Source organism: Streptomonospora arabica, from assembly GCF_039531585.1.
GTDB lineage: Bacteria > Actinomycetota > Actinomycetes > Streptosporangiales > Streptosporangiaceae > Streptomonospora > Streptomonospora halophila.
Window position 1 is genome coordinate 145,010 of sequence record NZ_BAAAQI010000009.1, and the last position, 23,193, is coordinate 168,202.

The window sequence follows — 23,193 nt, forward strand, 5'->3', positions numbered from 1 at the left end:
GGCACCCTAAGGGGAGGCAAGGCATGTTCGACACCGTGCTCGTCGCCAACCGCGGTGAGATCGCGCTTCGAATCGTCCGCACCTGCCGTGAACTGGGTATTCGCACGGTCGTGGTGTACGCCGCAGACGACCGCGACTCGGCCGCGGTCGAGCTGGCCGACCGGGCCATCAGCATCGGCCCGGCTTCAGGACGCAGTTACCTGAACATCCCCGCGGTCATCGAGGCGGCGCAGTGGTCGGGCGCCGACGCCGTCCACCCCGGCTACGGCTTCCTCTCCGAGGTCGCCGACTTCGCCGAGGTCTGCGAGTCCCACGGCCTGGCGTTCGTGGGCCCGTCGGCGTCGGTGATGCGCGACCTCGCCGACAAGTCCTCCACCAAAGCGCTGATGCGCGAGGTCGGGGTGCCGATGCTGCCCGGCAGCGGGGACGCGGTGGAGACCGCCGACGAAGCCAAGAGGGTCGCCGATCGGGTCGGCTACCCCGTCATCATCAAGGCGTCCGCCGGAGGAGGCGGCCGCGGTATGCGGGTGGTGCGCTCGGCCGGCGACATCGAGCGCGCCTACCAGGAGACGCGCTCCAACGCCTGGGCCTTCTTTCGCGACAGCCGTGTCTATCTGGAGCGCTACGTGGAGGCCGCCCGCCACGTGGAAGTGCAGGTCCTCTGCGACGGCCGGGGAAACGGTGTCGCCCTGGGCGAGCGCGACTGCTCGGTGCAGCGGCGCCACCAGAAACTCGTCGAAGAGACCCCCGCGACCTGTGTGGATCGTGCCACCGCGGCGCGCATGGGCGAGGTCGCTGTCGAAGCGGCCCTGGCTGTGGGCTACGTCGGTGCCGGCACCTTCGAGTTCGTCGTCGACGAGGACGGCGACTTCCACTTCATCGAGATCAATTGCCGCCTCCAGGTAGAGCACCCGGTAACCGAGATGGTCACCGGCGTGGACCTGGTTCGTGAGCAGTTGCGGGTCGCGTCCGGTGAGCCGCTGTCGATGCGCCAGTCCGACGTGGAGTTCCGCGGCGCCGCCGTGGAATGCCGGGTCAACGCCGAGGACCCCGAGCGCGGGTTCGTGCCCACACCGGGCACGCTGCGGGAGTTCCGCACACCCGGCGGCCCGTTCGTCCGGGTCGACACCCACGGCTACGCGGGCTACCGCATGCCCGCTTCCTACGACTCCCTGCTCGCCAAGACGATCGCCTGGGGCCCCGACCGCGCCGCGGCCCTGGACCGCCTGCGCTGCCGACTGGGCGAGTTCCGCATCGAGGGCCCGGGGGTGTGCACCACCATCGGCTTCCTCCGCGACGTGCTGGCCGACCCGGTCTTCCGCGGCGGCCGGCACACCACCTCCCTGATCCAGGACATGACGACCTCCGAGCAAACCGCCGCGCACAGCTGATGCCATGACACCCAGGAGGATTCCATGAACACGCCCGATGCACCGGTGGTCCGTGTGCAGCGGTGCCGCGTCTGCGGGGACGACGATTGGGCCGAGGTGCACTCCTTCGGACTGATGCCGCTCGCCAACGACTTCGTCGACCCGGCCTCCGACCCCGCCGACGACGAGCGCTACCCGCTGGAGGTCGGGGTGTGCCGCACCTGCAGGCTGTTGAGCCTGCGCCACGCCGTGGACCCGGAGCGGCTATTCCGCGACTACGCCTACGAGACCTCCGAGTCCGACACCATGGACGAGCACATGGGCTGGGTCGCCGACGAGTGCCGGCGCCGGTTCGGGCTGGCCAACGCGAGCCTGGTGGTGGAGTTCGGCAGCAACACCGGGCTCCAGTTGCGCCACTTCGCCCGTCTGGGGATGCGGGTGCTCGGCGTCGACCCGGCGCGCAACCTCGCCGAGACGGCCCGGGCGAACGGCGTGGAGACCTGGACCGACTTCTTCGGCGAGGAGGTCGCCCGGCGCGTCCGCGCACAGCACGGCGCCGCCGGGCTGGTGCTGGCGCGCCACGTCTTCGCCCACGTCGACGACTTGAGCGACGTTCTCGCCGGCCTTCGGGTGCTGCTGGGGGACTCGGGGGTCTTCGCGTTCGAGGTGCCCTACCTCGGCGACCTCCTGGAGGGCCTCCAGTTCGACACCATCTACCACGAGCACCTGTCGTACTTCTCGCTGCACACCCTCGAATACCTGTTCCGCCGCAACGGAATGCGGTTGGTCGACGCCGACCGGGTGCATGTACACGGCGGGTCGCTGCTGGTCTTCGCCGCCCCCGAGCAGAGCGGCCGGGGGCCCAGCCCGACAGTGGCGGACATGCTGGAACACGAGCGCACCGCCGGGCTGACCGGTGCGGAAAGCTTTCGGAACTTCACCGCGGGAATCGGCGAGGCCGTCACCTCGCTCACTTCGCTCGTGCAGCGCTACACCGCCACCGGACGAACGGTAGCGGGCTATGGAGCCCCGGCCAAGGGGACCACGCTGCTCGCGGCCTGCGGCCTGGACTCCGGCAACGTGTCCTACTGCGTCGACACCACCGCGGCCAAGCAGGGCAGACTCACCGCCGGCACCCGCATCCCGGTTCGGGCCCCCGAGGAGGCCGGCGCCGCTCCGCCGGACTGCTACCTGCTTCTCGCCCGCACCTACCGCGAGGAGATCCTCCGCAACGAGAAGGCGTACCTGGAGGCCGGCGGCGCCTTCGTCGACCCGCTGCCGCGGCCCCGGCTGATCACGGTCGAGACGCTGAACAGCGTGACCTGATCCGCCCTGCCGGCCCGCACGCGACACGACCCACATGACGAGGGAGGACATCATGGGCGACCGCATCCTCATGGTCAGCAGAATGGACCCCGACAACGCCGACACCGTCGCGCGGCTCTTCGCCGAGCACGACCGCAGCGACCTTCCTCGGCGGGTCGGCGTCTCCAGCCGGACGCTGTTCCACTACCAGGGACTGACGATGCACTTGATCCAGGCCGAGCACGACATCCGCGAAAGCGTCCTCGCCCTGCATCGCGAACCCGCGTTCCGCGAGGTCAACGAGCAGCTCGCGCCCTACATGAGCCCGATCGTCAGCGACTGGCGCGGTGTCGGAGACTCCCAGGCCATGGAGTTCTACCACCGCAGCTGGGTCTAGAGCCCCGCCCCGGCTCCGCCGGGGCGGCCGAGACAGGGAGGTGGCAGTGCGCGTCACCCTCATGGCACTGGCGTCGCTCTCCAGCGGGCTGGCCGCCGGCGCGCTGCTCGTGGGAGCGGTGGTGATCCTGCCGCTGCTGCTGAGTCAGCCGGTCGAGCGCTACCCCGCCGTGAACACGTTCGTACTCAGGCGCATGGACAAGATGATGCCGGTGTGCGTGGGTCTGGCAGTCCTCAGCGGGGCTGTGCTCGCATTCGCGATCCAGGACCCGGCCGGGCGCGCGATGTACGCGGTCGGCGCGCTGCTGCTGGCCGGCGTCGTCGCGGTGTCCATCGGCCGGATCGGACCGATCAACGACGCGATCGGGCGGATGGACACCGAAGCGCCGCGGCCCGACTGGCGCGAGCTGCGGGCTCGTTGGCGCAACTGGCACATCGTCCGCGTCTCCTGCGGCCAGGCCGGAGCTCTGCTGTACACGGCGGCGCTCGCCGCGGTACTGGTGACCGCCTGAGCAGGCCGCGGACCCTGCCCGCCCACCTCGACACGCGCCGGCAGGGCGGCTCTCCCGCGACGACGCGGGAGAGCCGCCCTGCTGCGGTTGCGCGGGTGTTCGGGCAGGAGTCGGGCGCCGCGGCGCGCCGGGATACGTACCGCCGTTGCGGCGGCGGGTCGACGGGCGGCTGCGCCCCGGCCGAGGGGTTCCCGGCGCGGCGACGGGGCGGCCGGAGTCACCGGCCGCCCCGTCGCCGGGGTCCCGCGCAGCGGGCGGGCTCCTATTCCTCCAGCAGATCCAGCAGGTAGCCGCCGTAGCCGCTCTTGCGCAGCGGCTCGGCCAGCGTCCGCACCTGCTCGTCGTCGATGAGGCCCTGGCGCCAGGCGACCTCCTCCACACACCCGATCTTCATGCCCTGGCGTTCTTCGATGACCCGGACGAACTCGCCGGCCTGCATCAGCGACGTGAACGTCCCTGTGTCGAGCCAGGCCGTCCCGCGGCCCAGCGGCGACACGTGCAGCTCACCGCGGCGCAGGTAGTGCTGGTTGATGTCGCTGACCTCCAGTTCGCCCCGGCCGCTGGGCGAGAGGCCGCGTACGATGTCGACTACCCGGCCGTCGTAGAAGTACAAGCCGGGTACGACGTAGCGCGACCGCGGCCGCTCCGGCTTCTCCTCGATGGAGACCGCGCGATGCCGCTCGTCGAACTCGACCACACCGTAGGCCTCGGGACGGGCCACCGGGTAGGCGAAGATCCTTCCGCCGTGCTCGCCGGCGTGGTCGCGCAGTCGGCGGCCGAGTCCTGAGCCGAAGAAGATGTTGTCGCCGAGGACCAGGGCGACCGGCTCGCCGCCGATGAAATCGGCGGCGATCAGAAACGCCTGGGCGATGCCCTCCGGGCGCGGCTGCACCGCGTACTCGATCGAGATGCCCAGGTGCGAGCCGTCGCCCAGCAGGCGCCGGAACTGCTCCTGCTCATCGGGGAGTGTGATGACGAGGATCTCGCGGACCCCCGCCATCAGCAGAGTGGACACCGGATAGTAAACCATCGGTTTGTCGAAGACCGGCATGAGCTGCTTGGACATGGCCCGGGTGAGGGGCCACAACCGCGAGCCGGTGCCGCCGGCGAGGACGATGCCGCGCATAGGCTCTTCCCAACGCCCTTCGTCACGCCCGGTGCGGAAGCCGGTTCACGTGGTCGACGAGCATGCGGGGGGTGTCCAGGTCGGGCAGGGCCTCCTCCTCGATCCGGACGCCGTACTCCTGCTGGATGCGCGCGGCGACCTCCAGCAGGGCGATGGAGTCGTAGCCGAGCTCTTCGAAACTGGTTTCCGCCATGGCGTCGGTCTGCGTGCCCTCGGCCTCTCCGGCGCACTCGCGCAGCAGACGGGTGAAGTCCTCCATGGTGAAACTCGACATGTCTGCGATCCTTTCCGTTGCCTGACCGGTCACGGACCCGCGGCCCGCGACCCGCCTTCGCTGGTCGGTTCCGGTATGCGGTTGTACGGAGGGCGGTGCGGACGGTATGCGCCCCGCCCTCGGACAGGCGGCGCCGGTACGGGGGAGCTGCCTTCAGCGGCCGATCCCTGACCGGCGTCCTGCCGCCCGGAGGGCCCGCGCCGCATGGCGGCGCGCACCGACGCGGGCGCTACTCGGCACGGCGCAGTACCAGCGCCGAGTTGAAACCGCCGTATCCCCGGGCGAGGACCAGGCAGGTGTGCAGGGAGGTGTTCCGCGGCTCGCCGATCACCAGATCGAGGTCGCAGTAGGGCGCCGGGTCGGTGACGTTGACCGTGGGGGGCACCACGTCCTCGGCCATCGCGAGCAGGGCTGTGGCCGTGTCCAGCGCCGCGCCGCCGGAGTACAGCCGCCCGGTCATGGTCTTGGGCGCGGTGACGGGCACCGGGCGCGTGCGGCCGCCGAACACGGCGTCTACGGCCTCGGCCTCGCGCCGGTCGGCTTCGGGCAGCCCGGCGGCGTCGGCGAAGACGGCATCGACCTCGTCGGGGCCGGCGCCGGCGTCGGCGAGGGCGGTCTCGATCGCTCGCCGCAGTCCCGGTTCCCGATCCGACCACGGTGGTGGGTCGAACGTCGCGCCGTACCCCGCGATCTCGCCGTATGCGCGGCATCCACCGCGCCTGGCGGCGGACCGCGGGTCCTCGACCGTCAGGATCGCGCCGCCCTCGCCCGGCACGTATCCGCAGGCGTCGGCGTCGAAGGGAAGGTATGCGCGATCGGGATCGCGGCGCCCGCTCAGCCCGCCGCTAGCGATCTGGGCCGTCCAGCCCCACGGGCACAGGGAGGCGTCCACTCCGCCGGTGACGACGACCCCGGTGCCGTCGCGCACGTGGCGGCGCGCCTGGGCGACGGCGTCGAGTCCGCCCGCCTGCTCGGTGACGAGCACGCCGCTGGGACCCTTCATACCGTGGCGGATGGAGATCTGGCCGGTGTTGACGGCGTAGAACCACGCGAAGGACTGATAGGCGCTTACGTGCTCCGGGCCGCGGCTCCAGAGCTTCTCCAGCTCGCGCTGGCCGAACTCGAAACCGCCGGAGGCGCTTGCGGTGGTCACACCCGCGGCGTATTCCGGCATCTGCGCCGGGTCCGCCCCGGCGTCGGCCAGTGCCCATTCGGCGGCGACCAGCGCCAGCCGCGTCATGTGGTCGGTCTGCGGGATGAGGCGGCGTGGCAGATGGTCGGCCGGCTCGAAATCGGGGACCTCTCCGGCCAGCTGCGCGGGGTAGCCTCCAGCTTCGAAGCGGGTCAGCGGACCGATCCCGCTTCGCCCGTGCAGCGTCGCCTCCCAGTAGTCCGCCGCTCCGAAACCGTTCGGGGCGACGATGCCCAGGCCGGTCACCACCGCCCCGCCACTCACTGCGCACCTCCGTGCGCCGTGAGCACCATGGCGCTCTGGAACCCGCCGAATCCGCTGCCGACGGTGAGGACGGTCTCGGTGGGAAGCTCGCGTGCCTCGCGCGGGACGTAGTCGAGGTCGCACTCGGGGTCGGCCTCGGTGAGGTTGGCGGTCGGCGGGACGGTGTCGTTGGCGATGGCCAGCGCCGAGGCGGCGATCTCGATGGATCCGATCGCGCCCAGTGAGTGGCCGACCATCGACTTGACGGAGCTGATCGGAGTACGCCGGGCGTGCTCTCCCAGCGCCCGCTTGAAAGCGGCGGTCTCGTGGCGGTCGTTCTGCTTGGTGCCGGAGCCGTGGGCGTTGACGTAGTCGACGTCCTCGGGTGCCACCCGCGCCTCGGCGAGGGAGGCGCGAATCGCCTCGGCCATCTCCTTGCCGTCGGGCCGGAGCCCGGTCATGTGGAAGGCGTTGCAGCGGGAGGCGAAACCGCGAACCTCGGCGACGATCTCGGCGCCACGCCGGCGGGCGTGCTCGAGCTCCTCCAGGACGAACACCGCTGCGCCCTCGCCCAGGACGAAGCCGTCGCGATTGCGGTCGAAGGGGCGGGAGGCGCTCTCAGGGACGTCGTTGCTAGGGGTGGTCGCCTTGATCGCGTCGAAGCATGCGGCGGTGATGGGCGAGATCGGCGCGTCGCTGGCCCCGGCGATCATCACGTCGGCCGACCCCTCGCGGATGAGGGCCCGGGCGTGGCCCACAGAGTCCAGCCCCGACGTGCAGCCGGTGGAGACCACGGCAGCGGGGCCCTCCGCTCCGGCGCGCCACGCGACCTCGGCGGCGACCGAGCTGGGGACGAACTGGTCGTAGAGGTGCGGAATCGCGTAGGAGTGGTCGACCAGCCACGAGGCCCCCGAGTCGCTGACGACGCGGTACTCCTCGTCCAGGCTCATCGTGCAGCCCACGGCTGTGCCGATGCTCGTGCCCGTGCGGTGCGGCGGGAGGCCCTCGAACTCCAGGCCGCTGTCGGCCAGGCACTGGTCGGTGCAGGCGGCGGCGAACTGGGCGACGCGGTCCATGCGCCGCACTTCCTGGGCGCCGAGCCCTTCGGCGCGGGGGGCGAAGTCGCACTCGGCGGCGACCTGCGAGCGGTAGGGGTCTGGGTCGAAGAAGGAGATCGTGCGGGTGGCGGTGCGGCCGGAGGTGAGGAGGTGCCAGAACCGCTTGCGGCCAATGCCGCCCGGAGCCACGACCCCCATTCCGGTGATGACGACTCTTCGTTCGCTTCGTGACACGGTTATCGACCTGTCCGTCTCGGTTGCGGGCGTCTTGCCTGTGGTCTGTCGCGCCTGCGAGCCAGCGGAGCACCGGCGCCTCGAACGGCGATGGAGGGCGGCTTGAGGGGCCTGTGCCGTCCGGCGACGCTGCCTGCGGGCCGTCGCGCTCAGCCTTCGCCGGTGCGGACCAGCGGTCCCACGGGCAGGATCAGCTCCAGGTGCACGCCGTCGGGGTCGGTGAAGTAGGCGGTCTTGGGCACGCCGTGCTCGGGGCCGACCGGCGGCGGTTCGCCGGCGAAATCGATCCCCGCGGCGCTCAACCGCTCGTAGACGCCGTCGAAGTCGTCGACCTCGAAGCACAGGTGCACCGCCGTGGGCGCGTTGACGGCGAGGCGCTGGCCCGAGGCGGGACGCCGGTACTCGACGAGATCGATGTTGATGTTGCGCAGCCGAAGGGTCGCGGCGCGCAGAGCGGCGTCCTCGACGCCGATGCACCGCGCCATCTCCGGGGTATCGGGTAGTTCGACGGGGCCGGCGGGTTCGCGCCCGGTCAGCGCGCGGTAGAAGGCGATCGAACGGTCGAGGTCGGCGACGGTGATGCCCACATGGTTCACCGAGGCCAGCCCTACTCCGAAGTCGGCGGTCCTCGCTGTGCTCACGCTCGGCCTCTCTTTCCGGTGCCCGGCCCTCCGGCGAGCTCCTCCAGTTCGGCGACCAGGTCGGCGGGTACGGGCCGCCCGGCGGCCTCCTGCGAGATCCGCCGGGCGGCGGACGCATAGGAGGGATCCCGCAGCACCTCGGCGATCGTCTCGCGGATGCGCTCGACGGAGGCGTTCTCGTCCACGCGCGCGCCCGCGCCCGCCTCGGTGAGCCGGGCGGCGTTGTGGAAGGGCGGGTAGTTCATGGCCTCGGGCGGGCTGATGACCTGTGGGACGCCGCTGACCAGGGACGTCGCCACGGTGCCCACGCCCCCGTGGTTGACGATCAGCTGGCAGTCCGGCAGGAACAGTTCCAGGGGAAGGTTCTCGACGAACCGCACGTTGTCCGGGGCCTCGGGTACGAGCTCGCGGGTGCCCGACGGGATCGCCGCGATCACCTCGGCGTCCAGCGTCGAGAGCGCGTCGACGAACCTGCCGACGGGGGAGAGGTGGCCGGTCATCCACAGGTAGGTGCCGCCGACGGTCACCGCGACGCGCGGCCGCGACGGTTTCTCGAGCATCCACTCGTGCACCTGCCCGGTGCCGTTGTAGGCGACGAAGCGAACCGGCCGGTGGCGCCGTTCGTCGGCCGCGGGGAAGCCCAGGGTCGGCGGGCAGGGGTCGATCGTCAGCTCGCCGTCGGGGCGGACCTCCTCGACCCCGTACTCGCGGTAGAGCGCCTCAAGGCTCTGCCTCTCGATGCGGCGCCACTCGGGTACGCCCGATGCCAGGTCGGGGCCGGGGAACAGGTGGCGCACGGTCGGGATACCCAGGATCTCGCCGGCCAGGTGCCCGGCGTAGCTCTGCCACTCGAAGACGATCAGGTCGGGGCGCCAGTGCTCGGCGTAGGAGACGAGTTCGTCGACCACTGACGCGGCAGCCTTCGCGAAGACCGCCACGGCCATGCGGGTGTGGAACGTGCGGTTCTCCTCGTCGCCGGTTCCCCCGCCGTCTCCGGCGGAAGCACCGCCGGCTTGGGCGTGCTCGCGCATGCCCGCGTCAAGTCGCGGGTCCGAGCCCACCACGACGGAGGTCAGCCCGGCGGCCTGCACATGCGGGGCCAGCGAGGGATGGTGGGCGATACGTACCTCGTGGCCGGCGGCGCGCAGCGCCCACGCCAGCGGAATGAGGGGGAAGAGGTGTGATGGCTGCAGGGCAGCGTTGAACAGTACACGCAAAGATCTGACCGCCAATCGATCGCGGGAGGAGGTGGTGCCACCTCCTGCGGACGCGTTCGGATCCAGCGTGCCCGGCGCCGCTCGCGCCCCGCTCGACGCGTACTTGAAGACGCCTCGGCGGACCCAGCAGGGCGGGGTACTGCTCTTCGTTCCAGCTCTACCGAATGTTCGCCGGTAGCACGGTTGACATCTCGTGGCATAGCACGCCTATTGTCTTCCCTTGGAAAGATAACCTATGTTGGAAGATAACTGCACGGTGAGATGAGCCCACCCACCGCAGTCCGAGGACGGGCGGCACGATATCGGCGGCAGCCCGAAAGCGGGCGCCGCTGTACGACGCCGGCCGTTTGCGCCGGCCGGCGTACCGAGTTCGCTCCCGCTCTGCGGCGTGGGACGGAGGTCGGAGCAGGAGTCCGTACTCCCGCCCGGCCGGTCACCGCCGCAGGAGGGGCAGGAGGGGAAGGGACATGACCACCGCCGACGTGAAGACGGTCTGCCTGAACTGGTTCGACGCCATGCGTTCGGGCGGGCTGGAGGATTTCGCGGCCCGCGTCCACCCGGAGGCGGTCAACCGCGAAGCCCGGACCGAACCCTGGTCCTGCCGAGTTCCGGGGCCGGCCGGCACCCACGCGACCGCGGTACTGCTACGCAGCGCGTTCGCTGATCTCGACTGGACCGTGCACGACGTGGTGGCGGAGGACGACATGGTCGTCGTGCACGTAACCATGTCGGGTCGCCACGTGAACACCATGTACAGCTACGGCGAGGACGGCCGCGTCAAGTCGGCCTTCCCGCCCACGGGACGCAGGTTCGCCGTCACCCAGACCCACCTGTGCCGGATGACCGGGGGCCTGATCGCCGACCACTGGGCCAACCGCGACGACCTCGGCATGGCGGAGCAGCTCCGCTGGGTTCCGCCCACTCCGGCCTATCTCGCGCGCATGGCGCTGGAACTGCGCCGCGCCCGCCGTGCCGAGGCGCGGGCGGGCGGCCCGATCGCGGAAGGCCATCATCACCGGCCCGCACCCTCCGGCAGCGAATGAGGCCTTGCGCCCCTGGTCCCCGGCAAGCCACCTCGGGCGGGGACAGGGCGCGTCGGCGAGCCGGTGCCGGTCGGAAGCAGGCCGGAGGCGTGAGCGGCCGCGAACGAGCGTACGCGATCTTGATTTCGCATGTGATCTCCATTAGATCCAGGTGAATCCATCCCCGTCAGAAAACAACAAGCCGCCGCGGACGTCGGTCCAAAGAATGCAGGTCTGCGCTCGATGTACTTGTTCGGGGCCGGGAGTGCTCCGACAAAGACGTTGACATGCGTGTGCGTGCGTGGCGTAGATTGCGCCCGTGAAAGGCCGGAGGCTCCGGACGGCCACGACTTGTTCGCGGCAGAAAGGCTCGACTGTGAGATTCGGTATCCTTGGCAGACTTGAAGTCGTCAACGGTGACCTAGAGTACACGCCCGGAAGTCCGAAATTGCGTCAGTTGCTGGCACTGCTCCTCTGCTCTCCCAACAAAGCCCTGAGTACGGACGCAATAATCGACGAATTGTGGTGCGACGCGCCGCCACGAAGTGTCACGACCACGCTGCAGACGTACGTTTACCAGTTGCGCAAGGCCATGTCCCAGCATTTTCCCGGCCACTTCTCCGGCGAGTCCCTGGTGACATGCTCTCCCGGCTATGTGCTGCGCGTTCCCGAGGACCGCATCGACTCGATCTCTTTCGAGCGCTACAACCAGGAGGGCCGGGAGCACTTCTACGCCGGCCATCCGGTCGAGGCCCGGGCGAAGCTCAACGCGGCGCTCGCCCTCTGGCGGGGTGACGCCATGGCCGACGTGCAGCGCGGGCACCGGCTCCAGGCGCATGCCGTGGGCCTGGAGGAACAACGCATCGAGTGCCTGCAGCTGCGCATCGCCGCCGAGATGCGGTTGGGCCGCCAGCACGAGTGCATCTCCGAACTGCGCTCGATCGTCGCCACCTATCCGCTGAACGAGTGGTTCTACGCCCAGCTCATGTGCGCCCTGACCCTCGTCGGCCGCCGCGGCGAGGCGCTGGAGGCGTACCAGGACCTGCGTCGGGTACTCACCGAGGAACTGGGGCTCGATCCCTCGCCGGAGCTGCAGCGCTTCCAGATGGAGATCCTCAACGCCGATGCGCAGACACTCATCGATCGGGTTCCCGACAGTCCGGGCTCGCTGACCATGTCGGAGATCGTGCGCTGACGGGCGGACGGCGGGCAGGGGGGTGCTCGAATGGAGCCCTTGGGTATCGAAGGCGCGTGGCTCCACCGGCCGCGCATACACCGCGATGATCGGGGGAGTTTCCTCGAATGCTTCCGTGCCGCCGACCTGACGGCGTGCACGGGCCGGGGGCTTGCGCTGGCCCAGGTCGGCGTATCGGTCTCCTCGCAGGGGGTGCTGCGCGGAATCCACTTCGCCGACGTTCCGCCGGGGCAGGCGAAGTACGTGACGTGTACTTCGGGGGAAGTGCTGGACGTGGTCGTCGACATCCGTCAGGGGTCCCCCACGTTCGGGTCGTGGCGGTCCGTCCGCCTCGACGAGGAGGAGCGGGCGGCCGTCTTCGTCTCCGAAGGGCTCGGCCACGCGTTCATGGCCCTGACCGAGGGGGCGACTCTCGTCTACATGTGCTCGCAGCCGTACGCGCCCGAGCGCGAGCACGGCATCGATCCGCTCGATCCCGAGTGCGGAATCGAATGGCCGGGGGACGTTACTCCTGTGCTTTCAAATAAGGATCGCGCGGCTCCCGGGCTTTCCGACGCGCTCGCGACCGGGTTGCTGCCCTCTTATCGGCGGTGCCAGGACTTACACGAATGCCTGGCGAGTGCGGATTTCCCGAAATCGGCTGCGGGTTTTCCGCATCATGGCCGGGATACGAACCGCCCGACGGAATCGGAAACCACCGGTGGGAATGCGCGGTAGGGCCGACCGGTTTCGGTGCCCGCGGTGCGGCGAGGGTGAATGCGCCGGCGGGCCCCTCCGGTTCTGGGGGAGTCCCTGGTAGAAGGGTTCTCGCCAAAGGACAGCCCGTCACCGAAGGCTCCACGTGTCTTCCCGTATCACCCATACCGCCACCCTGGACATCACGCGTGAGACGGCGCCTATCCGGCCCGCCTGCCCGCCGCGCACCGCCGCCCCACCTAGGAATCCGCAAGGGCACCCGAGCTCTGGGCGCCCAACCAAGGCCCTGCTCGCAGTCGAAGAGGGGTGCCCACGTTGTGCGACCTGGGGTATCAGAAGCTGAGCCCGGCGCTGCACCACCCGGTCAAGAACCCGCCGGGCGCAGGCTGAGCGAGGACGACAAGGCCTACAACCAGCTCATCCGCGGGGTGCACCGTGTCGCTGAGCGCGCGAGCTGCCTGCTCAAGGCCACGTTCAAGGCACGGCGGCGGGTCAGTCTGAACCCGTGGCGCATCGGGAGCGATCACCCGCGCGGCCCCGGTCCTGCTGCACCTGGAACACGGACGCGCCGCCTGACCTTCACGATGGCCGACCGCGGACGAGCCGCCGGATTCGCCGCCGGTGGCGAATCCTCCGCCGGACGTCCGCCGGCAGCGGGCCGGGCGGCGCAACGGCACCGCCCGGCCCGGCGAGCCAGCGAATCGGCGGTGCAGTGGTGACCCGCGCCGCCGCGGTGGATCAGGCCGCCAGGGCGGTGACCTCGTGGTACATGGCCGTATCAGGGATCGGAGCGGCCTCGCGGAGCCGGAGACCGGCCTTCGCGAGCAGTTCCTCGTACTCGCCGAGTGTGCGCTCGCGGCCCGAGGTCAGCGTCATCAGGGAGATGTCGAAGAATGACAGCGCCGTCATCTGCCCGCCGTCGATCGTCCGGGGGTCCTCCGGAACCAGCGAAGCGATGATCTTCACCGCCCCGCCGGGCGCCATGGCCTCGCGGCAGTTTCGCAGAATCCGCGTACAGGACTCGTCGTCCCAGTCGGGCAGGACGTTCTTCAGCAGATAGAGGTCCCGTCCGGCCGGTACCGACTCGAAGACGTCGCTTACCGCAGTCGTGCACCGATCGGCCACCCCGGCTTCGCCCAGCACAGAGGACGCTTCGGAGAGTCCCTGGGCGGTGTCGGCCAGAGTGCCGCTGATCCGGTCGTCGGCGGCGAGGATCGCGGCGAGGTGCGTCCCGTTCCCGCCGGCGAGGTCGACCACCTCGGTGAAGTCGCCGAAGTCGTAGTGTGCCACGAGGGCGGGAATCTGAGTGGAGGTGCTGGCCGCCATCGCTCTGTGAAAGGTCTGCGCCAGCTCGGGATCGGTTTCGAGGTGGTCGAAGAGGTCGGCGCCGTGCGCCAGTTCGAACGCGGGCCGACCGGTGCGTACCGACTCCTCGAGCCTCGCCCAGGCCTGCCACACGGCCGGGGCGGCGTGCAGCGCCATCATGTGCTTGACCTGGGACGGCGAGTCCTCGCGCAGCAGCCGGCCGAGCGCGGTCACTTCGTATCGGCCGCCCTCCCGCAGTGTGAGCAGGCCCGCGGCGGCCGCCGATCTCAGCAGCCGGGATAGGTGAGCGGGGTCCGTCCGGGTCGCGGCGGCGATCTCCTCGACCGTGGCGGGCGACTCGCCGATCGCCTCGGGGACACCTACGCTTGCGGCGGTGTGCGCGATCTGGAAGAAGGCGTAGCCGAAGACCGGTGCCATCAGCCCTGACATGTCCGGGCCGGAGTCTCCATCGGCCGCCTGCTGTGCTGAGCTGCTCATTCGTGCTCCTCGATCGTCGTGGAAGTCCGTGTTCGCCGGAGGTTCGGACGTCGGGCGCGCGCAGGCTCTCGCCGCCTTTCGCCGCCCGGATCGGCAGTGCCGCAGGGTCCTCGGCTCCGCCGGTGGGAGCCGATTCGCACTGCGTTCCGCTCGTGTTGGTGTGCAGGCCGCGGCGGTACGGGACCTCCGTCGGGTGCGCCTGCACGTACCCGTCGGAGGTCCGTGCTCGGAGGGGTCGGTCCAAGGGCGGATTCGACTGCGAGAGTCGCGCGGAGTGCTCGACCCCCAGTGGAGGCGCGCTTGAACCTGCCGCTTCGCCACCGGACGTGCGCGGCGGCCACGAGCAGGCTCAGCCCGCCGGGCCGATCAGCGGAAGACGTGGGCGTTGTCGGAGACCCACTGGGCGAAGGTGCGTGCAGGGCGGCCGGTAACCTGCTCGACGGTCGGCGCCACCCGTGATCCCGCCTCCCGCATCCGGGCCAGCAGGTCGATCAGCTTGTCGATGATCTGCTCCGGAACGCCCGCGCCGCTCAGCATCGCGCGCGCCTCCTCCGGGGTGATCTCCTCGAAGGCGAGGCTCCGGTCGATCTCCTTGCCGATGATGCGCACCTGTTCGGCCTGGGTGAGAGTCTCCGGCCCGCTCAACGTGTACCTGTGGCCGGTATGGCTCTCGTCGAGCAGGGCCGCGGCTGCCACGGCGGCCACATCGTCCTCGTGGATGGGAGCCAGCCTGGCCTCGGGATAGATCCAGCGGACCATGCCGAACTCGCGGATTGCGTAGGCCCACCAGTTACGCGCGTTCGCGGAGAACGGTCCGGGCCGCAGGATCGTCCAGTCGAGACCCGACCCGCGCACGGCCTCCTCGACGGGATTGCGCACCTCGGCGCCGTCCTGCTCGTCGGCCATGATCGAACTGAGGGCCACGATGCGCCGTATGCCGGCCTCCTCGGCATGCGAGACGACCGTGCGCGCCGTCTCGGGATCCGAGAACAGGTAAGCGCTGTCGACGCCGTCGAACACGGCGGGAAGCGTCTCGGGTGCCCGGAAGTCCCCCGAGCGCACGTCGACGCCGGTCGGCAGGCCCTCGGCCCGCGACGCGTCGCGCGTCATCGCCCGCACCTGCTGCCCGGACTCCACTAGTCGGTCGACCAGTCGGCGGCCCACACTGCCCGTCGCTCCCATAACCAAAATCTTCATCGGATCACTACCACCTTTCGTGTCGGTCTCCTGTCGGGTCGCAGGTGCTTTCGCTAGATGCGCTCCGACCGGCGCGCCCCGTTCGCCTCGGTGCCCTCCGGGACCGACGCGCCGCCCCCGGTTGTGCGCGGGAGCAGGAAGGTCAGCAGCATGCCGAGCGCGAGCATGCCGATGTTGACCCACAGCGCCGCCTGCAGACCCGAGGCAAACGCCTCCAGCCCGCTGGCCCCCGTCTGCTCCGCTGCGGCGATCCGCACGAAGAAGACCGTGCCCACCAGCGACACACCGAGGGCGATGCCGAGTTGGTCGGCGGTGTTGAGCAGGCCGGACGCGGCGCCGGCCACGGCGTTGGGCACCCTGGCGAGGATGACGTCGATGATCGGAGCGACGATCAGTCCGACACCGATACCGCTCAGCAGCATCGGTGGGACGAAGTTCCAGATGCCGGCGGTCTCGTCGACCCGGCCGGCGATCCAGATGAGCATCAGCTGTCCGGCCGCCGCGATCGTCGCTCCGGCGGTCAGCACGCGCGGGCCGAACCGCGCCGATAGGCGCACCGAGAAGACGGAGACCACCATGGTCGCGACCGGGGAGGCCATTGTGGCGAGCCCCGCCTCCAGGACGGACAGTCCCAGCCCGCTCTGCAGGTAGATCGAGAACACGAAGAACAGGCTGAACGCGCCGCCGAAGAACATGAGCATGGCGGCGAGCCCGACGACGAAGGATCGCTGCCGGAACAGTTCGGGTGCGGCGATCGGCGTGGCGCCCTTGCGGTGCCGGGCCTTCTGGTGCGCGGCGAAGGCCAGGAACAGCGGCACCGACGCCGCCATTGCGGGAAAGGACCACCATGGCCAGCCGAGTTCGCGCCCTTGGATCAACGGGTACAGCAGCATGAACAGCGCGACGGCGAGCAGTGCGACTCCGGCGGGGTCCAGGCGCAGCGGCCGCTCGGAGCGCGACCCGTGGACGAACATCGCCGCGCCGATGAAGGCGGCCGCCCCGATCGGCAGGTTGATCAGGAAGATCGGGCGCCACGCCATTCCGAGCAGGTCGGCGTGGACCAGCAGGCCGCCCAGCGGCGGGCCAAGCGCCGCCGAGACCCCCGCTACGGCGCCGAACAGGCCCAGTACCGTGGCGCGTTCCTCCGGCGGGAAGGCGACCTGGAAGATCGACAGTCCCTGAGTGACGACGAACGCCGCGGTCAGCCCCTGGAACACCCGGCCGATCAGTAGCGCGCCGACGTCCGGTGCGAATGTGCAGACGGCTGAGGCGAGGACGAATCCGCCGATCCCGAACAGAACCGTGCGCTTGCGTCCGACCATGTCGCCGATTCGCCCGGCGGTTACCAGGATCAGGGCGAAGGCCAGGGTGTAGGTGGCCGAGATCCATTGCAGTTGGGCCTGGCTGGCCTCCAGTTCCCGTTCGATGACGGGAAGCGCGATCGTGACGACCGTGGTGTCGACCATGATCATCGCGATTGCGACGAGGAGGAAGGCCGAACCCGCCCAGCGGTGCTTGTGAGGTGGATGCACACCGGCGCCTCCTGCGCCGGTGGCCGGTTCCGACGACATGTCCCCTCTCCCTTCCGGCGCTCGCGGCACGTGGTCTAAAATCGCTTCCGAGAGAAGTTATCTTCCCTGAAGGGAATCTTCCGTTTGGAAGATAATACGTACGGAGAGCTGGGGTATGTCAAGCGAGTCCGATGTCAAGAACAGGTGGGAGCTCAGCGAGGACGAGTCCCGACGCCTGAGGCGGTTCGTCACGGCCACGCTGCTGAACGGTCAGGTCACCGCAGAGGCGGCCGGTCTGCATCCCGTCGACCTCTACGTCCTCAACCTGCTGGACGTCGACGGGTCGGCGACGGCGGGCGAACTCGCCAAGCGCACAGCGCTGACCACTGGTGCGGTGACCAAGCTGGTCGACCGGCTCAACCGCGTCGGCCTCGTGGAGCGCGCGGAGGACCCTCGTGATCGGCGGCGTGTCGTGCTACGCATCGTGGGCGACGCCACCGCAGACGCCCTCGGCGGCGGCTCGGCCCCCCTGTTCGCCCCCATCGCCCAGCGCATGGACGACCTGATCTCCAGCTTCACCGACGAGCAGCGCGCGGTTCTCGCGCAGTTCTTCGATCTGGCCACCGAGCAGCTCCAGTGCGCGACCGAGGAGGTGCAGGAGGCCCGCCGCGAGAGCAGGCGCGGCAAGCGGGCCTAGGCAGTTGCGCACCCGATGCCCCCGGGCCTTCTGAAGGGTGGTGCAGGCGCGGCGAGGGCTTCCGCCCGTGCCCGCTGCGGCCGCGGGTGCCGGGGCGGCCGCATCCGGTCACCGGGTTCTCACTTCGCGTTTCGGGCCCGGGGGTACACCCTCTCCGGCGGCCGAGCGGAGGGAGTCGGGTCGGTGGCGATGACGGTGCTGGCCGGCGCGGGCCACGGAGCGCACACGGCCGGGCTGCCGGACTGGGTGCGGGTCGGCTTCGCCGTCCTACTGGCCGCTGTGGCCGTCGTCCATCTGCGGCACGGGGCGCAGATGGCCGGGCAGCGGCGGTGGTGGCACGCGGGCCATGCCGTGATGGCGGCCGGCATGGCGGCGATGTACCTGCTGCCCCGCATGCACTTCGAGGGCCTCCACCGGAGCGGGCTGGTGCTGTTCGCGCTGCTGGCCGCCGCGACGGCGGCCGCGGCGCTGGGGCTGCGCTCGCGCGAGGGCGCGCTGAACCCCATCTGGACGATGTCGGCCCTGGACTACCTCGCCATGACCTACATGCTCGCCGACCCCGGGGTGCGCCCGGGCTGGCTCGGCTACGTGTTCGCCGCCTACTTCGGCTGCGCGGTGCTCGGCTGGGTCGCGCGCGCCTTCGACCGGCTGCCCGTCTTCGCCCGCCCGGTCGCCGCGGCAGTCGGGGCCGGCGGCGGGACCGCCGCCGGCCCGGCGCTGCTGTCGGCGCACCCCGCCGGCGGCTCCGGCGGTGCGCCGGCCCGCTCCCGGATGTCGGTGGCGCTGACCCTGGCCGCGATGGCGGCGGCGATGGCCTTCATGCTCGTCGCGATGTGAGCCGCCCGCCCCGGTCCGCCTCGGCGCGCGCCGGCGCCGGCGCGCGCGGGGCTCACTCCGCGGGCTCACTCCGCGGATTCAGCCCGCGGATTCAGCCCGCGGGCTCGGTCTGCTGCTCGGTCTCGCGGTTCCACTCGCGCTTGGTGGACTGCCAGCCGTCCTCGTCGAGTCCCAGGCGCCAGTAGCCCGAGATCGACAGGCGCTCCAGCGCGATCCCGCGCTCGCGCCGCAGCAGGCGGCGGAGCTCGCGGACGGCGCCGGCCTCGCCGTGGACGAAGGCGTGCACGTCGCCGGGCGGGAAGTCGAGGCCGGCGACCGCGCGCACGAGCGGCGCGCCGACGCGCTCGGTCCCGCGGTGCAGCCAGGTGACGGCCGCGCCGGCGGGGGACTCCAGTTTCTGCTCCTCCTCGGGGCCGGCGACCTCGATGAAGGCGTGGGCGCGGGCGTGGGGCGGGAGGTTCTCCAGGGCGGCGGCGATGGCCGGCAGCGCGCTCTCGTCGCCCGCCAGCAGGTGCCAGTCGGCGGCCGGGTCGGGCGCGTAGCCGCCGCCGGGGCCGGAGAGGTAGATCTCGTCGCCGGGTCGGGCCGCGGCGGCCCAGGGGCCCGCCAGCCCCTTGTCGCCGTGGTGGACGAAGTCGAGGGTCAGCTCGCACGAGCGGGCGTCCCACCGGCGCACGGTGTAGGTGCGCATCACCGGCCACTCCGCGCGCGGGCGCTCCTCGCGGATGCGCTGGGGGTCGAAGGGCTCGGGGTAGGCGCCGCCGTCGGCGGGGAACAGGAGTTTGACGTAGTGGTCGGTGTACTCGCCGGCCGCGAAGTCCTCCAGGTCCGCACCGCCCAGCACGACGCGGATCATGTGCGGGGTGAGCCGCTCGGTTCGCAGGACCCGGGCGCGCTTGGCGCGGGGTGCCTGGCGGCGGGGGCGTTCGGCCATCGTCGGTTCCCTTCGTCGGTCCGCCCGCTTCGGGGCGTCCCCCCCCAGCGTGTGGAGGGCGGGCCGCCGGCCGGGGTCCGTGCCGGCCGGTGTCCCGCGCGGTGTCGGTGCGGTCTCTCGACAGGGGGTGCTGTGCTCGAAGTCCGGGCCGGTGGTGTGCCGCGCGTCGCCGGGACGGGGCTCCCGGCCGCGCGGCCGCTGCCTGCCGAGCCTTCGCCGGCACGGGCACCCCTGCTCCTCGCGTGCCGCCGCGATGGCCGCGCCGCGCTCACAATGGTAGGAGACGCCGCCCGCGCCGTCCGCGCCGGGCGGGGCTTCAGCACGTCCAGGGGTGCCGATGCGAGTGCGGCGACTACGCTGGAGCCATGGCCGCCCCGGTGACCGTGTTCCTGAGCGGCGACGTGATGCTCGGCCGCGGCGTCGACCAGATCCTGCCGCACCCGGGCGACCCCGGGCTGCGGGAGTCGGTGGTGCGCGACGCCCGCGACTACGTCGGCCTTGCCGAGCGCAGCAGCGGCAGCGTCCCCGCGCCGGTCGGCTTCGCCTGGCCCTGGGGCGCTGCGCTGGAGGAGCTGGAGGCCGCCGCGCCCGACGCCCGGGTCGTCAACGTCGAGACCGCCGTCACCCGCGGCGGCGACTTCGCGCCCGGCAAGGCGGTCCACTACCGCATGGACCCCGCGAACCTCCCGTGCCTGAGCGCGGTCCGGCCCGATGTGTGCGTCCTGGCCAACAACCACGTGCTCGACTTCGGCCGCCGCGGTCTGGCGGACACCCTCGCCGCGCTGGAGGGCGCGGGCCTGCGCGCCGCGGGCGCCGGGTACCACGCCGCACAGGCGCGCCGACCGGCCGCCGTACCCCTCCCGGGCGGCGGGCGGCTCCTGGTCTTCTCGCTCGGCGCCGCCTCCAGCGGCGTACCGCCGGACTGGGCGGCCGCCGGCGACCGCCCCGGGGTCGACTTCCTGCCCGGGCTCGGGGCCGCCTCCGCCGCGGAGCTCGCCGACCGGATCGGCCGCGCCAAGCGTCCCGGCGACGTCGCCGTCGCCTCGATCCACTGGGGGAGCAACTGGGGCTACGGCGTGGAACCCGGCATGCGGCGCTTCGCCCGGGCACTGATCGACGGCGGCGCCGACATCGTGCACGGGCACTCCTCGCACCACCCGCGCCCGCTGGAGTCCTACCGCGGCGGCCTCGTGCTCTACGGCTGCGGCGACCTGGTCAACGACTACGAGGGCATCCCCGGCTACGAGGCCTACCGCCCCGGGCTCCGGCTGCTCCATCTCGCGGTCGTCGAGCCCGGGCGAGGGGCGGCCGCCCTGCGGATGGTCGTCCTGCGGGCCCGGCGGATGCGGCTGGAGCGGGCCGGGACGCACGAGGCGCGGTGGCTCCAGCTGACACTCGACGAGGCGAGCCGCGGCCTCGGGTGCCGGGTCCGTATGGCACCGGACGGAGCCCTGGCGGCGCTGTGACGGCGACGGGCCCGGCGGCGCCGGCGCAGACCGGTGCCGCCGGGCCCTGGTCGGGGCCCGCGTGGTTACACGGGGAGGCCCCTCCCGCTGGGAGGAGGCGGGAGGGGCCGGGACGGGGGATTCCCCCCGGGCTACTCCGCGGCGCCGGAGGGCTGGCTCCGGCGCGGGGAGGGGTAGCGGATGCTCTCCACCATGTCGGTGACGTGCCGCGAGGGCGCCGGTGTGAGCAGCGAGACCACGACCGTGACCACGGCGTTCACCAGCGCGCCGACGGCGCCGATGCCTTCGGGGCTGATCCCGAGAATGTAGTCGTGGGCCGAGAGCCCGAACACCTCCAGCGTGTAGAGCATGTAGGTGATGGTGAACCCGAGACCGATGATCATGCCGGCCGCGGCTCCGATGGCGTTGCATCGCTTCCAGAAGATGCCCAGCACGATGGCCGGGAAGAAACTGGAAGCCGCCATACCGAAGGCGAACGCCACCACCTGGGCGACGAAGGCCGGCGGGTTGATACCCGCGATCACCGCCACGACGATGGCCAGGGCCATCGCGATCCGTCCGGCGAACAGGCGCTCGTGGTCGCCCGCCGTCTTGCGGAAGTAGCGGAAGTACAGGTCGTGGGAGACCGACGAGGAGATGACCAGCAGCAGCCCGGCCGCCGTGGACATCGCCGCCGCCAGACCGCCCGCCGCCACCAGGCCGACGATGGGCGCGGGAAGACCCGCGATCTCCGGCGAGGCCAGCACCAGGATGTCGTTGTTGACCGTCAGGTCCGCACCCGCAGCGGGGTCGTTGCTCACCGAGTTGACCACGTCGGCGTTCTCGTTCACCGAGACCAGGCCGGTCGCGGCCCAGTTCTGCACCCAGGCCGGCAGGTTGTCGGTCGAGGTGCCGTTCACCCCCTGCAGCAGGTTGAACTTGGTGAACGCGCCGACGGCGGGGGCGGTGGTGTAGAGCAGGGCGATGAAGAACAGCGCCCAGAACGCCGACCAGCGCGAACCGCGCACGGTCTTCGTGGTGTAGAAGCGGATGATCACGTGCGGCAGGCCCGCCGTGCCGATCATCAGCGCCATCGTCACCAGGAAGATGTCGAGCATCGGCCGGCTGGTGAACGGGTCGGTGAAGACCTCCAGGCCCAGCTCCACGGACAGGTCGTTCAGGCCGCTGAGGATTTGGCCGAAGGACACCTGCGGGATCGGGATGCCCGTCATCGTCTGAGCCACCGCCACGGCGGGGATCAGGTAGGCGATGATCAGCACCGTGTACTGGGCCACCTGGGTCCAGGTGATGCTCTTCATGCCGCCGAGCACGGCGTAGACGAAGATGACCACCGCCGCGATGATCACGCCCCAGGTGATGTCCACGTTGAGGAAGCGGCTGAAGACGATGCCGCCGCCGTTCATCTGGCCCACCACGTAGGTGAACGAGACGATGATCGCCGCGACGGCCGAGATGGTGCGCACCAGCTCCGAGTAGCGGTCGCCGACGAACTCGGGGACCGTGTACTTCCCCCACTTGCGGAGGTAGGGCGCCAGCAGCAGGGCCAGCAGCACGTAGCCGCCGGTCCAGCCCATCAGGTAGATGCTGCCGTCATAGCCCAGGAAGGCGATCAGGCCCGCCATGGAGATGAACGACGCCGCGGACATCCAGTCCGCGCCGATCGCCGCGCCGTTGGCGATGGTGGGCACACCGTGGCCGGCGACGTAGAAGCCTTCGGTCTCGCGGACGCGGCTGCGCCAGGCGATCGTCATGTAGACGCCGAAGGACAGGACGATGAAGATCGTCGTCCAGATCTGGATCTCGCTCACGACGCACCCCCCTCACGGCTCGCCGTGCCGCCGGAGGCGTCGTCGTCGTACTCGTACACGCCGTACTCCTTGTCAAGCCGGTCCATGTACAGGCAGTACACGAGGATCAGCAGCAGGAACACGTAGATCGATCCCTGCTGCGCGAACCAGAACCCCAAGGGGAAGCCCGCGATGACGACCTGGTTCAGCGGCTCGACCAGAAGGATGCCGAATCCGAACGACACGACGAACCAGACGGCCAGCAGCACCACCATCAGCCGGAGGTTCTTCTTCCAGTACTCGCGCCTCCAGCCGTTGCCGCCCGGGGGTCCCGAGCTCTTGTCTTCCGTATCAGCCACGATCGCTTCTCCTAGTTGCCGGGTAGGGACTTCAGTCATGGCGGGCCCCGTACCGCTGAGGTAGACACCAACGCACGTGTGGCACGGCGCACAAGACCGATGCCGCCGAACGGCCGATCCT

The 23,193-nt window shown here is 70.9% G+C and carries 22 protein-coding genes; 10 read left to right on the forward strand and 12 right to left on the reverse strand.

The genetic code is table 11. From position 1 onward, the window contains the following. Positions 1-23 precede the first annotated feature (23 nt). The 4 genes from ABD284_RS16340 to ABD284_RS16355 are packed head-to-tail and all read left to right on the forward strand — an operon-like array spanning position 24 to position 3,583. Positions 24-1,391: an acetyl-CoA carboxylase biotin carboxylase subunit gene (locus tag ABD284_RS16340; RefSeq protein ID WP_344144233.1), complete on the forward strand. Its 1,368-nt coding sequence runs from the start codon at positions 24-26 to the stop codon at positions 1,389-1,391. 24 nt (positions 1,392-1,415) lie between these two features. After that, positions 1,416-2,696 (forward strand): methyltransferase domain-containing protein, encoded by a 1,281-nt coding sequence (locus tag ABD284_RS16345; protein ID WP_344144236.1) that lies wholly within the window; start codon positions 1,416-1,418, stop codon positions 2,694-2,696. Positions 2,697-2,730: 34 nt separating this feature from the next. Next, positions 2,731-3,072 carry a TcmI family type II polyketide cyclase gene (locus ABD284_RS16350; RefSeq protein WP_344144239.1) on the forward strand — a complete coding sequence of 114 codons (342 nt, stop codon included), beginning with the start codon at positions 2,731-2,733 and terminating at the stop codon, positions 3,070-3,072. Positions 3,073-3,118: 46 nt separating this feature from the next. Further along, entirely contained in the window at positions 3,119-3,583 is a 465-nt protein-coding gene (locus ABD284_RS16355; protein WP_344144242.1) for an anthrone oxygenase family protein, read from the forward strand. Positions 3,584-3,845: 262 nt separating this feature from the next. Here ABD284_RS16355 and rfbA read toward each other — a convergent pair whose 3' ends face one another. From rfbA to ABD284_RS16385, 6 genes are all read right to left on the reverse strand, one after another. Further along, positions 3,846-4,709 (reverse strand): glucose-1-phosphate thymidylyltransferase RfbA, encoded by an 864-nt coding sequence (rfbA, locus tag ABD284_RS16360; protein WP_344144244.1) that lies wholly within the window; start codon positions 4,707-4,709, stop codon positions 3,846-3,848. Positions 4,710-4,731: 22 nt separating this feature from the next. After that, the gene (locus ABD284_RS16365; RefSeq protein WP_344144246.1) at positions 4,732-4,983 is read right to left on the reverse strand and encodes an acyl carrier protein; all 252 of its coding nucleotides are present in this window, start codon (positions 4,981-4,983) and stop codon (positions 4,732-4,734) included. A 229-nt stretch (positions 4,984-5,212) separates the two neighbouring features. Continuing rightward, positions 5,213-6,439, reverse strand: coding sequence for a ketosynthase chain-length factor (locus ABD284_RS16370; protein ID WP_344144249.1), 1,227 nt, complete (start codon positions 6,437-6,439; stop codon positions 5,213-5,215). Beyond that, complete coding sequence (locus ABD284_RS16375) at positions 6,436-7,710, reverse strand: beta-ketoacyl-[acyl-carrier-protein] synthase family protein (protein WP_344144251.1); 1,275 nt, start codon at positions 7,708-7,710, stop codon at positions 6,436-6,438. Before ABD284_RS16375 ends, ABD284_RS16370 begins: the two co-directional genes overlap by 4 nt. Before the next feature lie 149 nt (positions 7,711-7,859). Then, positions 7,860-8,351, reverse strand: a complete 492-nt coding sequence (locus tag ABD284_RS16380) for a VOC family protein (protein ID WP_344144253.1) — start codon at positions 8,349-8,351, stop codon at positions 7,860-7,862. Further along, complete coding sequence (locus ABD284_RS16385) at positions 8,348-9,568, reverse strand: nucleotide disphospho-sugar-binding domain-containing protein (RefSeq protein WP_344144257.1); 1,221 nt, start codon at positions 9,566-9,568, stop codon at positions 8,348-8,350. The genes ABD284_RS16380 and ABD284_RS16385 overlap by 4 nt, the downstream gene beginning before the upstream one ends. A gap of 467 nt (positions 9,569-10,035) precedes the next feature. Between ABD284_RS16385 and ABD284_RS16390 the strand changes: the two genes are divergently transcribed. The 3 genes from ABD284_RS16390 to ABD284_RS16400 all read left to right on the forward strand — a co-directional run bounded on the left by ABD284_RS16390 (position 10,036) and on the right by ABD284_RS16400 (position 12,502). Continuing rightward, positions 10,036-10,611, forward strand: a complete 576-nt coding sequence (locus tag ABD284_RS16390; protein ID WP_344144259.1) for an ester cyclase — start codon at positions 10,036-10,038, stop codon at positions 10,609-10,611. 355 nt (positions 10,612-10,966) lie between these two features. Then, positions 10,967-11,785: an AfsR/SARP family transcriptional regulator gene (locus ABD284_RS16395; RefSeq protein ID WP_344144262.1), complete on the forward strand. Its 819-nt coding sequence runs from the start codon at positions 10,967-10,969 to the stop codon at positions 11,783-11,785. A gap of 30 nt (positions 11,786-11,815) precedes the next feature. Beyond that, positions 11,816-12,502 (forward strand): dTDP-4-dehydrorhamnose 3,5-epimerase family protein, encoded by a 687-nt coding sequence (locus tag ABD284_RS16400; protein ID WP_344144264.1) that lies wholly within the window; start codon positions 11,816-11,818, stop codon positions 12,500-12,502. Positions 12,503-13,219: 717 nt separating this feature from the next. Here ABD284_RS16400 and ABD284_RS16405 read toward each other — a convergent pair. The 3 genes from ABD284_RS16405 to ABD284_RS16415 all read right to left on the reverse strand — a co-directional run bounded on the left by ABD284_RS16405 (position 13,220) and on the right by ABD284_RS16415 (position 17,013). Then, on the reverse strand, positions 13,220-14,284 hold the full coding sequence (locus ABD284_RS16405) for a methyltransferase (RefSeq protein WP_344144266.1): 1,065 nt from the start codon (positions 14,282-14,284) through the stop codon (positions 13,220-13,222). A gap of 366 nt (positions 14,285-14,650) precedes the next feature. Continuing rightward, complete coding sequence (locus tag ABD284_RS16410; protein WP_344144268.1) at positions 14,651-15,481, reverse strand: SDR family oxidoreductase; 831 nt, start codon at positions 15,479-15,481, stop codon at positions 14,651-14,653. Positions 15,482-15,534: 53 nt separating this feature from the next. Next, positions 15,535-17,013, reverse strand: a complete 1,479-nt coding sequence (locus ABD284_RS16415; protein WP_344144270.1) for an MFS transporter — start codon at positions 17,011-17,013, stop codon at positions 15,535-15,537. Between the two features lie 154 nt (positions 17,014-17,167). On the opposite strand from ABD284_RS16415, the gene ABD284_RS16420 reads away from it, so the two are divergent. Together ABD284_RS16420 and ABD284_RS16425 are read left to right on the forward strand one after the other, a co-directional pair. Next, a complete protein-coding gene (locus ABD284_RS16420; RefSeq protein ID WP_344144272.1) occupies positions 17,168-17,689 on the forward strand; it encodes a MarR family winged helix-turn-helix transcriptional regulator in 522 nt (173 codons plus the stop codon). A 183-nt stretch (positions 17,690-17,872) separates the two neighbouring features. Beyond that, positions 17,873-18,526 (forward strand): hypothetical protein, encoded by a 654-nt coding sequence (locus ABD284_RS16425; RefSeq protein WP_386698820.1) that lies wholly within the window; start codon positions 17,873-17,875, stop codon positions 18,524-18,526. A 91-nt stretch (positions 18,527-18,617) separates the two neighbouring features. Here ABD284_RS16425 and ABD284_RS16430 read toward each other — a convergent pair whose 3' ends face one another. After that, a complete protein-coding gene (locus tag ABD284_RS16430; protein ID WP_344144274.1) occupies positions 18,618-19,460 on the reverse strand; it encodes a siderophore-interacting protein in 843 nt (280 codons plus the stop codon). 365 nt (positions 19,461-19,825) lie between these two features. Here ABD284_RS16430 and ABD284_RS16435 point away from each other — a divergent pair, with 365 nt between their 5' ends. After that, a complete protein-coding gene (locus ABD284_RS16435; protein WP_344144275.1) occupies positions 19,826-20,926 on the forward strand; it encodes a CapA family protein in 1,101 nt (366 codons plus the stop codon). A gap of 131 nt (positions 20,927-21,057) precedes the next feature. Here ABD284_RS16435 and ABD284_RS16440 read toward each other — a convergent pair whose 3' ends face one another. Both ABD284_RS16440 and ABD284_RS16445 read right to left on the reverse strand, forming a co-directional pair. Beyond that, complete coding sequence (locus ABD284_RS16440) at positions 21,058-22,734, reverse strand: sodium:solute symporter family protein (protein ID WP_344144277.1); 1,677 nt, start codon at positions 22,732-22,734, stop codon at positions 21,058-21,060. Further along, positions 22,731-23,072, reverse strand: a complete 342-nt coding sequence (locus ABD284_RS16445; RefSeq protein WP_344144279.1) for a DUF4212 domain-containing protein — start codon at positions 23,070-23,072, stop codon at positions 22,731-22,733. The genes ABD284_RS16440 and ABD284_RS16445 overlap by 4 nt, the downstream gene beginning before the upstream one ends. Positions 23,073-23,193: the final 121 nt, after the last annotated feature.

Excerpts from the sequence above, each read along its gene's own strand:
- ABD284_RS16340 (WP_344144233.1), top strand. The coding sequence starts at position 24 with ATGTTCGACACCGTGCTCGTCGCCAACCGCGGTGAGATCGCGCTTCGA.
- ABD284_RS16345 (WP_344144236.1), top strand. The coding sequence starts at position 1,416 with ATGAACACGCCCGATGCACCGGTGGTCCGTGTGCAGCGGTGCCGCGTC.
- ABD284_RS16350 (WP_344144239.1), top strand. The coding sequence starts at position 2,731 with ATGACGAGGGAGGACATCATGGGCGACCGCATCCTCATGGTCAGCAGA.
- rfbA (WP_344144244.1), bottom strand. The coding sequence starts at position 4,709 with ATGCGCGGCATCGTCCTCGCCGGCGGCACCGGCTCGCGGTTGTGGCCC.
- ABD284_RS16365 (WP_344144246.1), bottom strand. The coding sequence starts at position 4,983 with ATGTCGAGTTTCACCATGGAGGACTTCACCCGTCTGCTGCGCGAGTGC.
- ABD284_RS16390 (WP_344144259.1), top strand. The coding sequence starts at position 10,036 with ATGACCACCGCCGACGTGAAGACGGTCTGCCTGAACTGGTTCGACGCC.
- ABD284_RS16400 (WP_344144264.1), top strand. The coding sequence starts at position 11,816 with ATGGAGCCCTTGGGTATCGAAGGCGCGTGGCTCCACCGGCCGCGCATA.
- ABD284_RS16405 (WP_344144266.1), bottom strand. The coding sequence starts at position 14,284 with ATGAGCAGCTCAGCACAGCAGGCGGCCGATGGAGACTCCGGCCCGGAC.
- ABD284_RS16410 (WP_344144268.1), bottom strand. The coding sequence starts at position 15,481 with ATGAAGATTTTGGTTATGGGAGCGACGGGCAGTGTGGGCCGCCGACTG.
- ABD284_RS16420 (WP_344144272.1), top strand. The coding sequence starts at position 17,168 with ATGTCAAGCGAGTCCGATGTCAAGAACAGGTGGGAGCTCAGCGAGGAC.
- ABD284_RS16430 (WP_344144274.1), bottom strand. The coding sequence starts at position 19,460 with ATGGCCGAACGCCCCCGCCGCCAGGCACCCCGCGCCAAGCGCGCCCGG.
- ABD284_RS16435 (WP_344144275.1), top strand. The coding sequence starts at position 19,826 with ATGGCCGCCCCGGTGACCGTGTTCCTGAGCGGCGACGTGATGCTCGGC.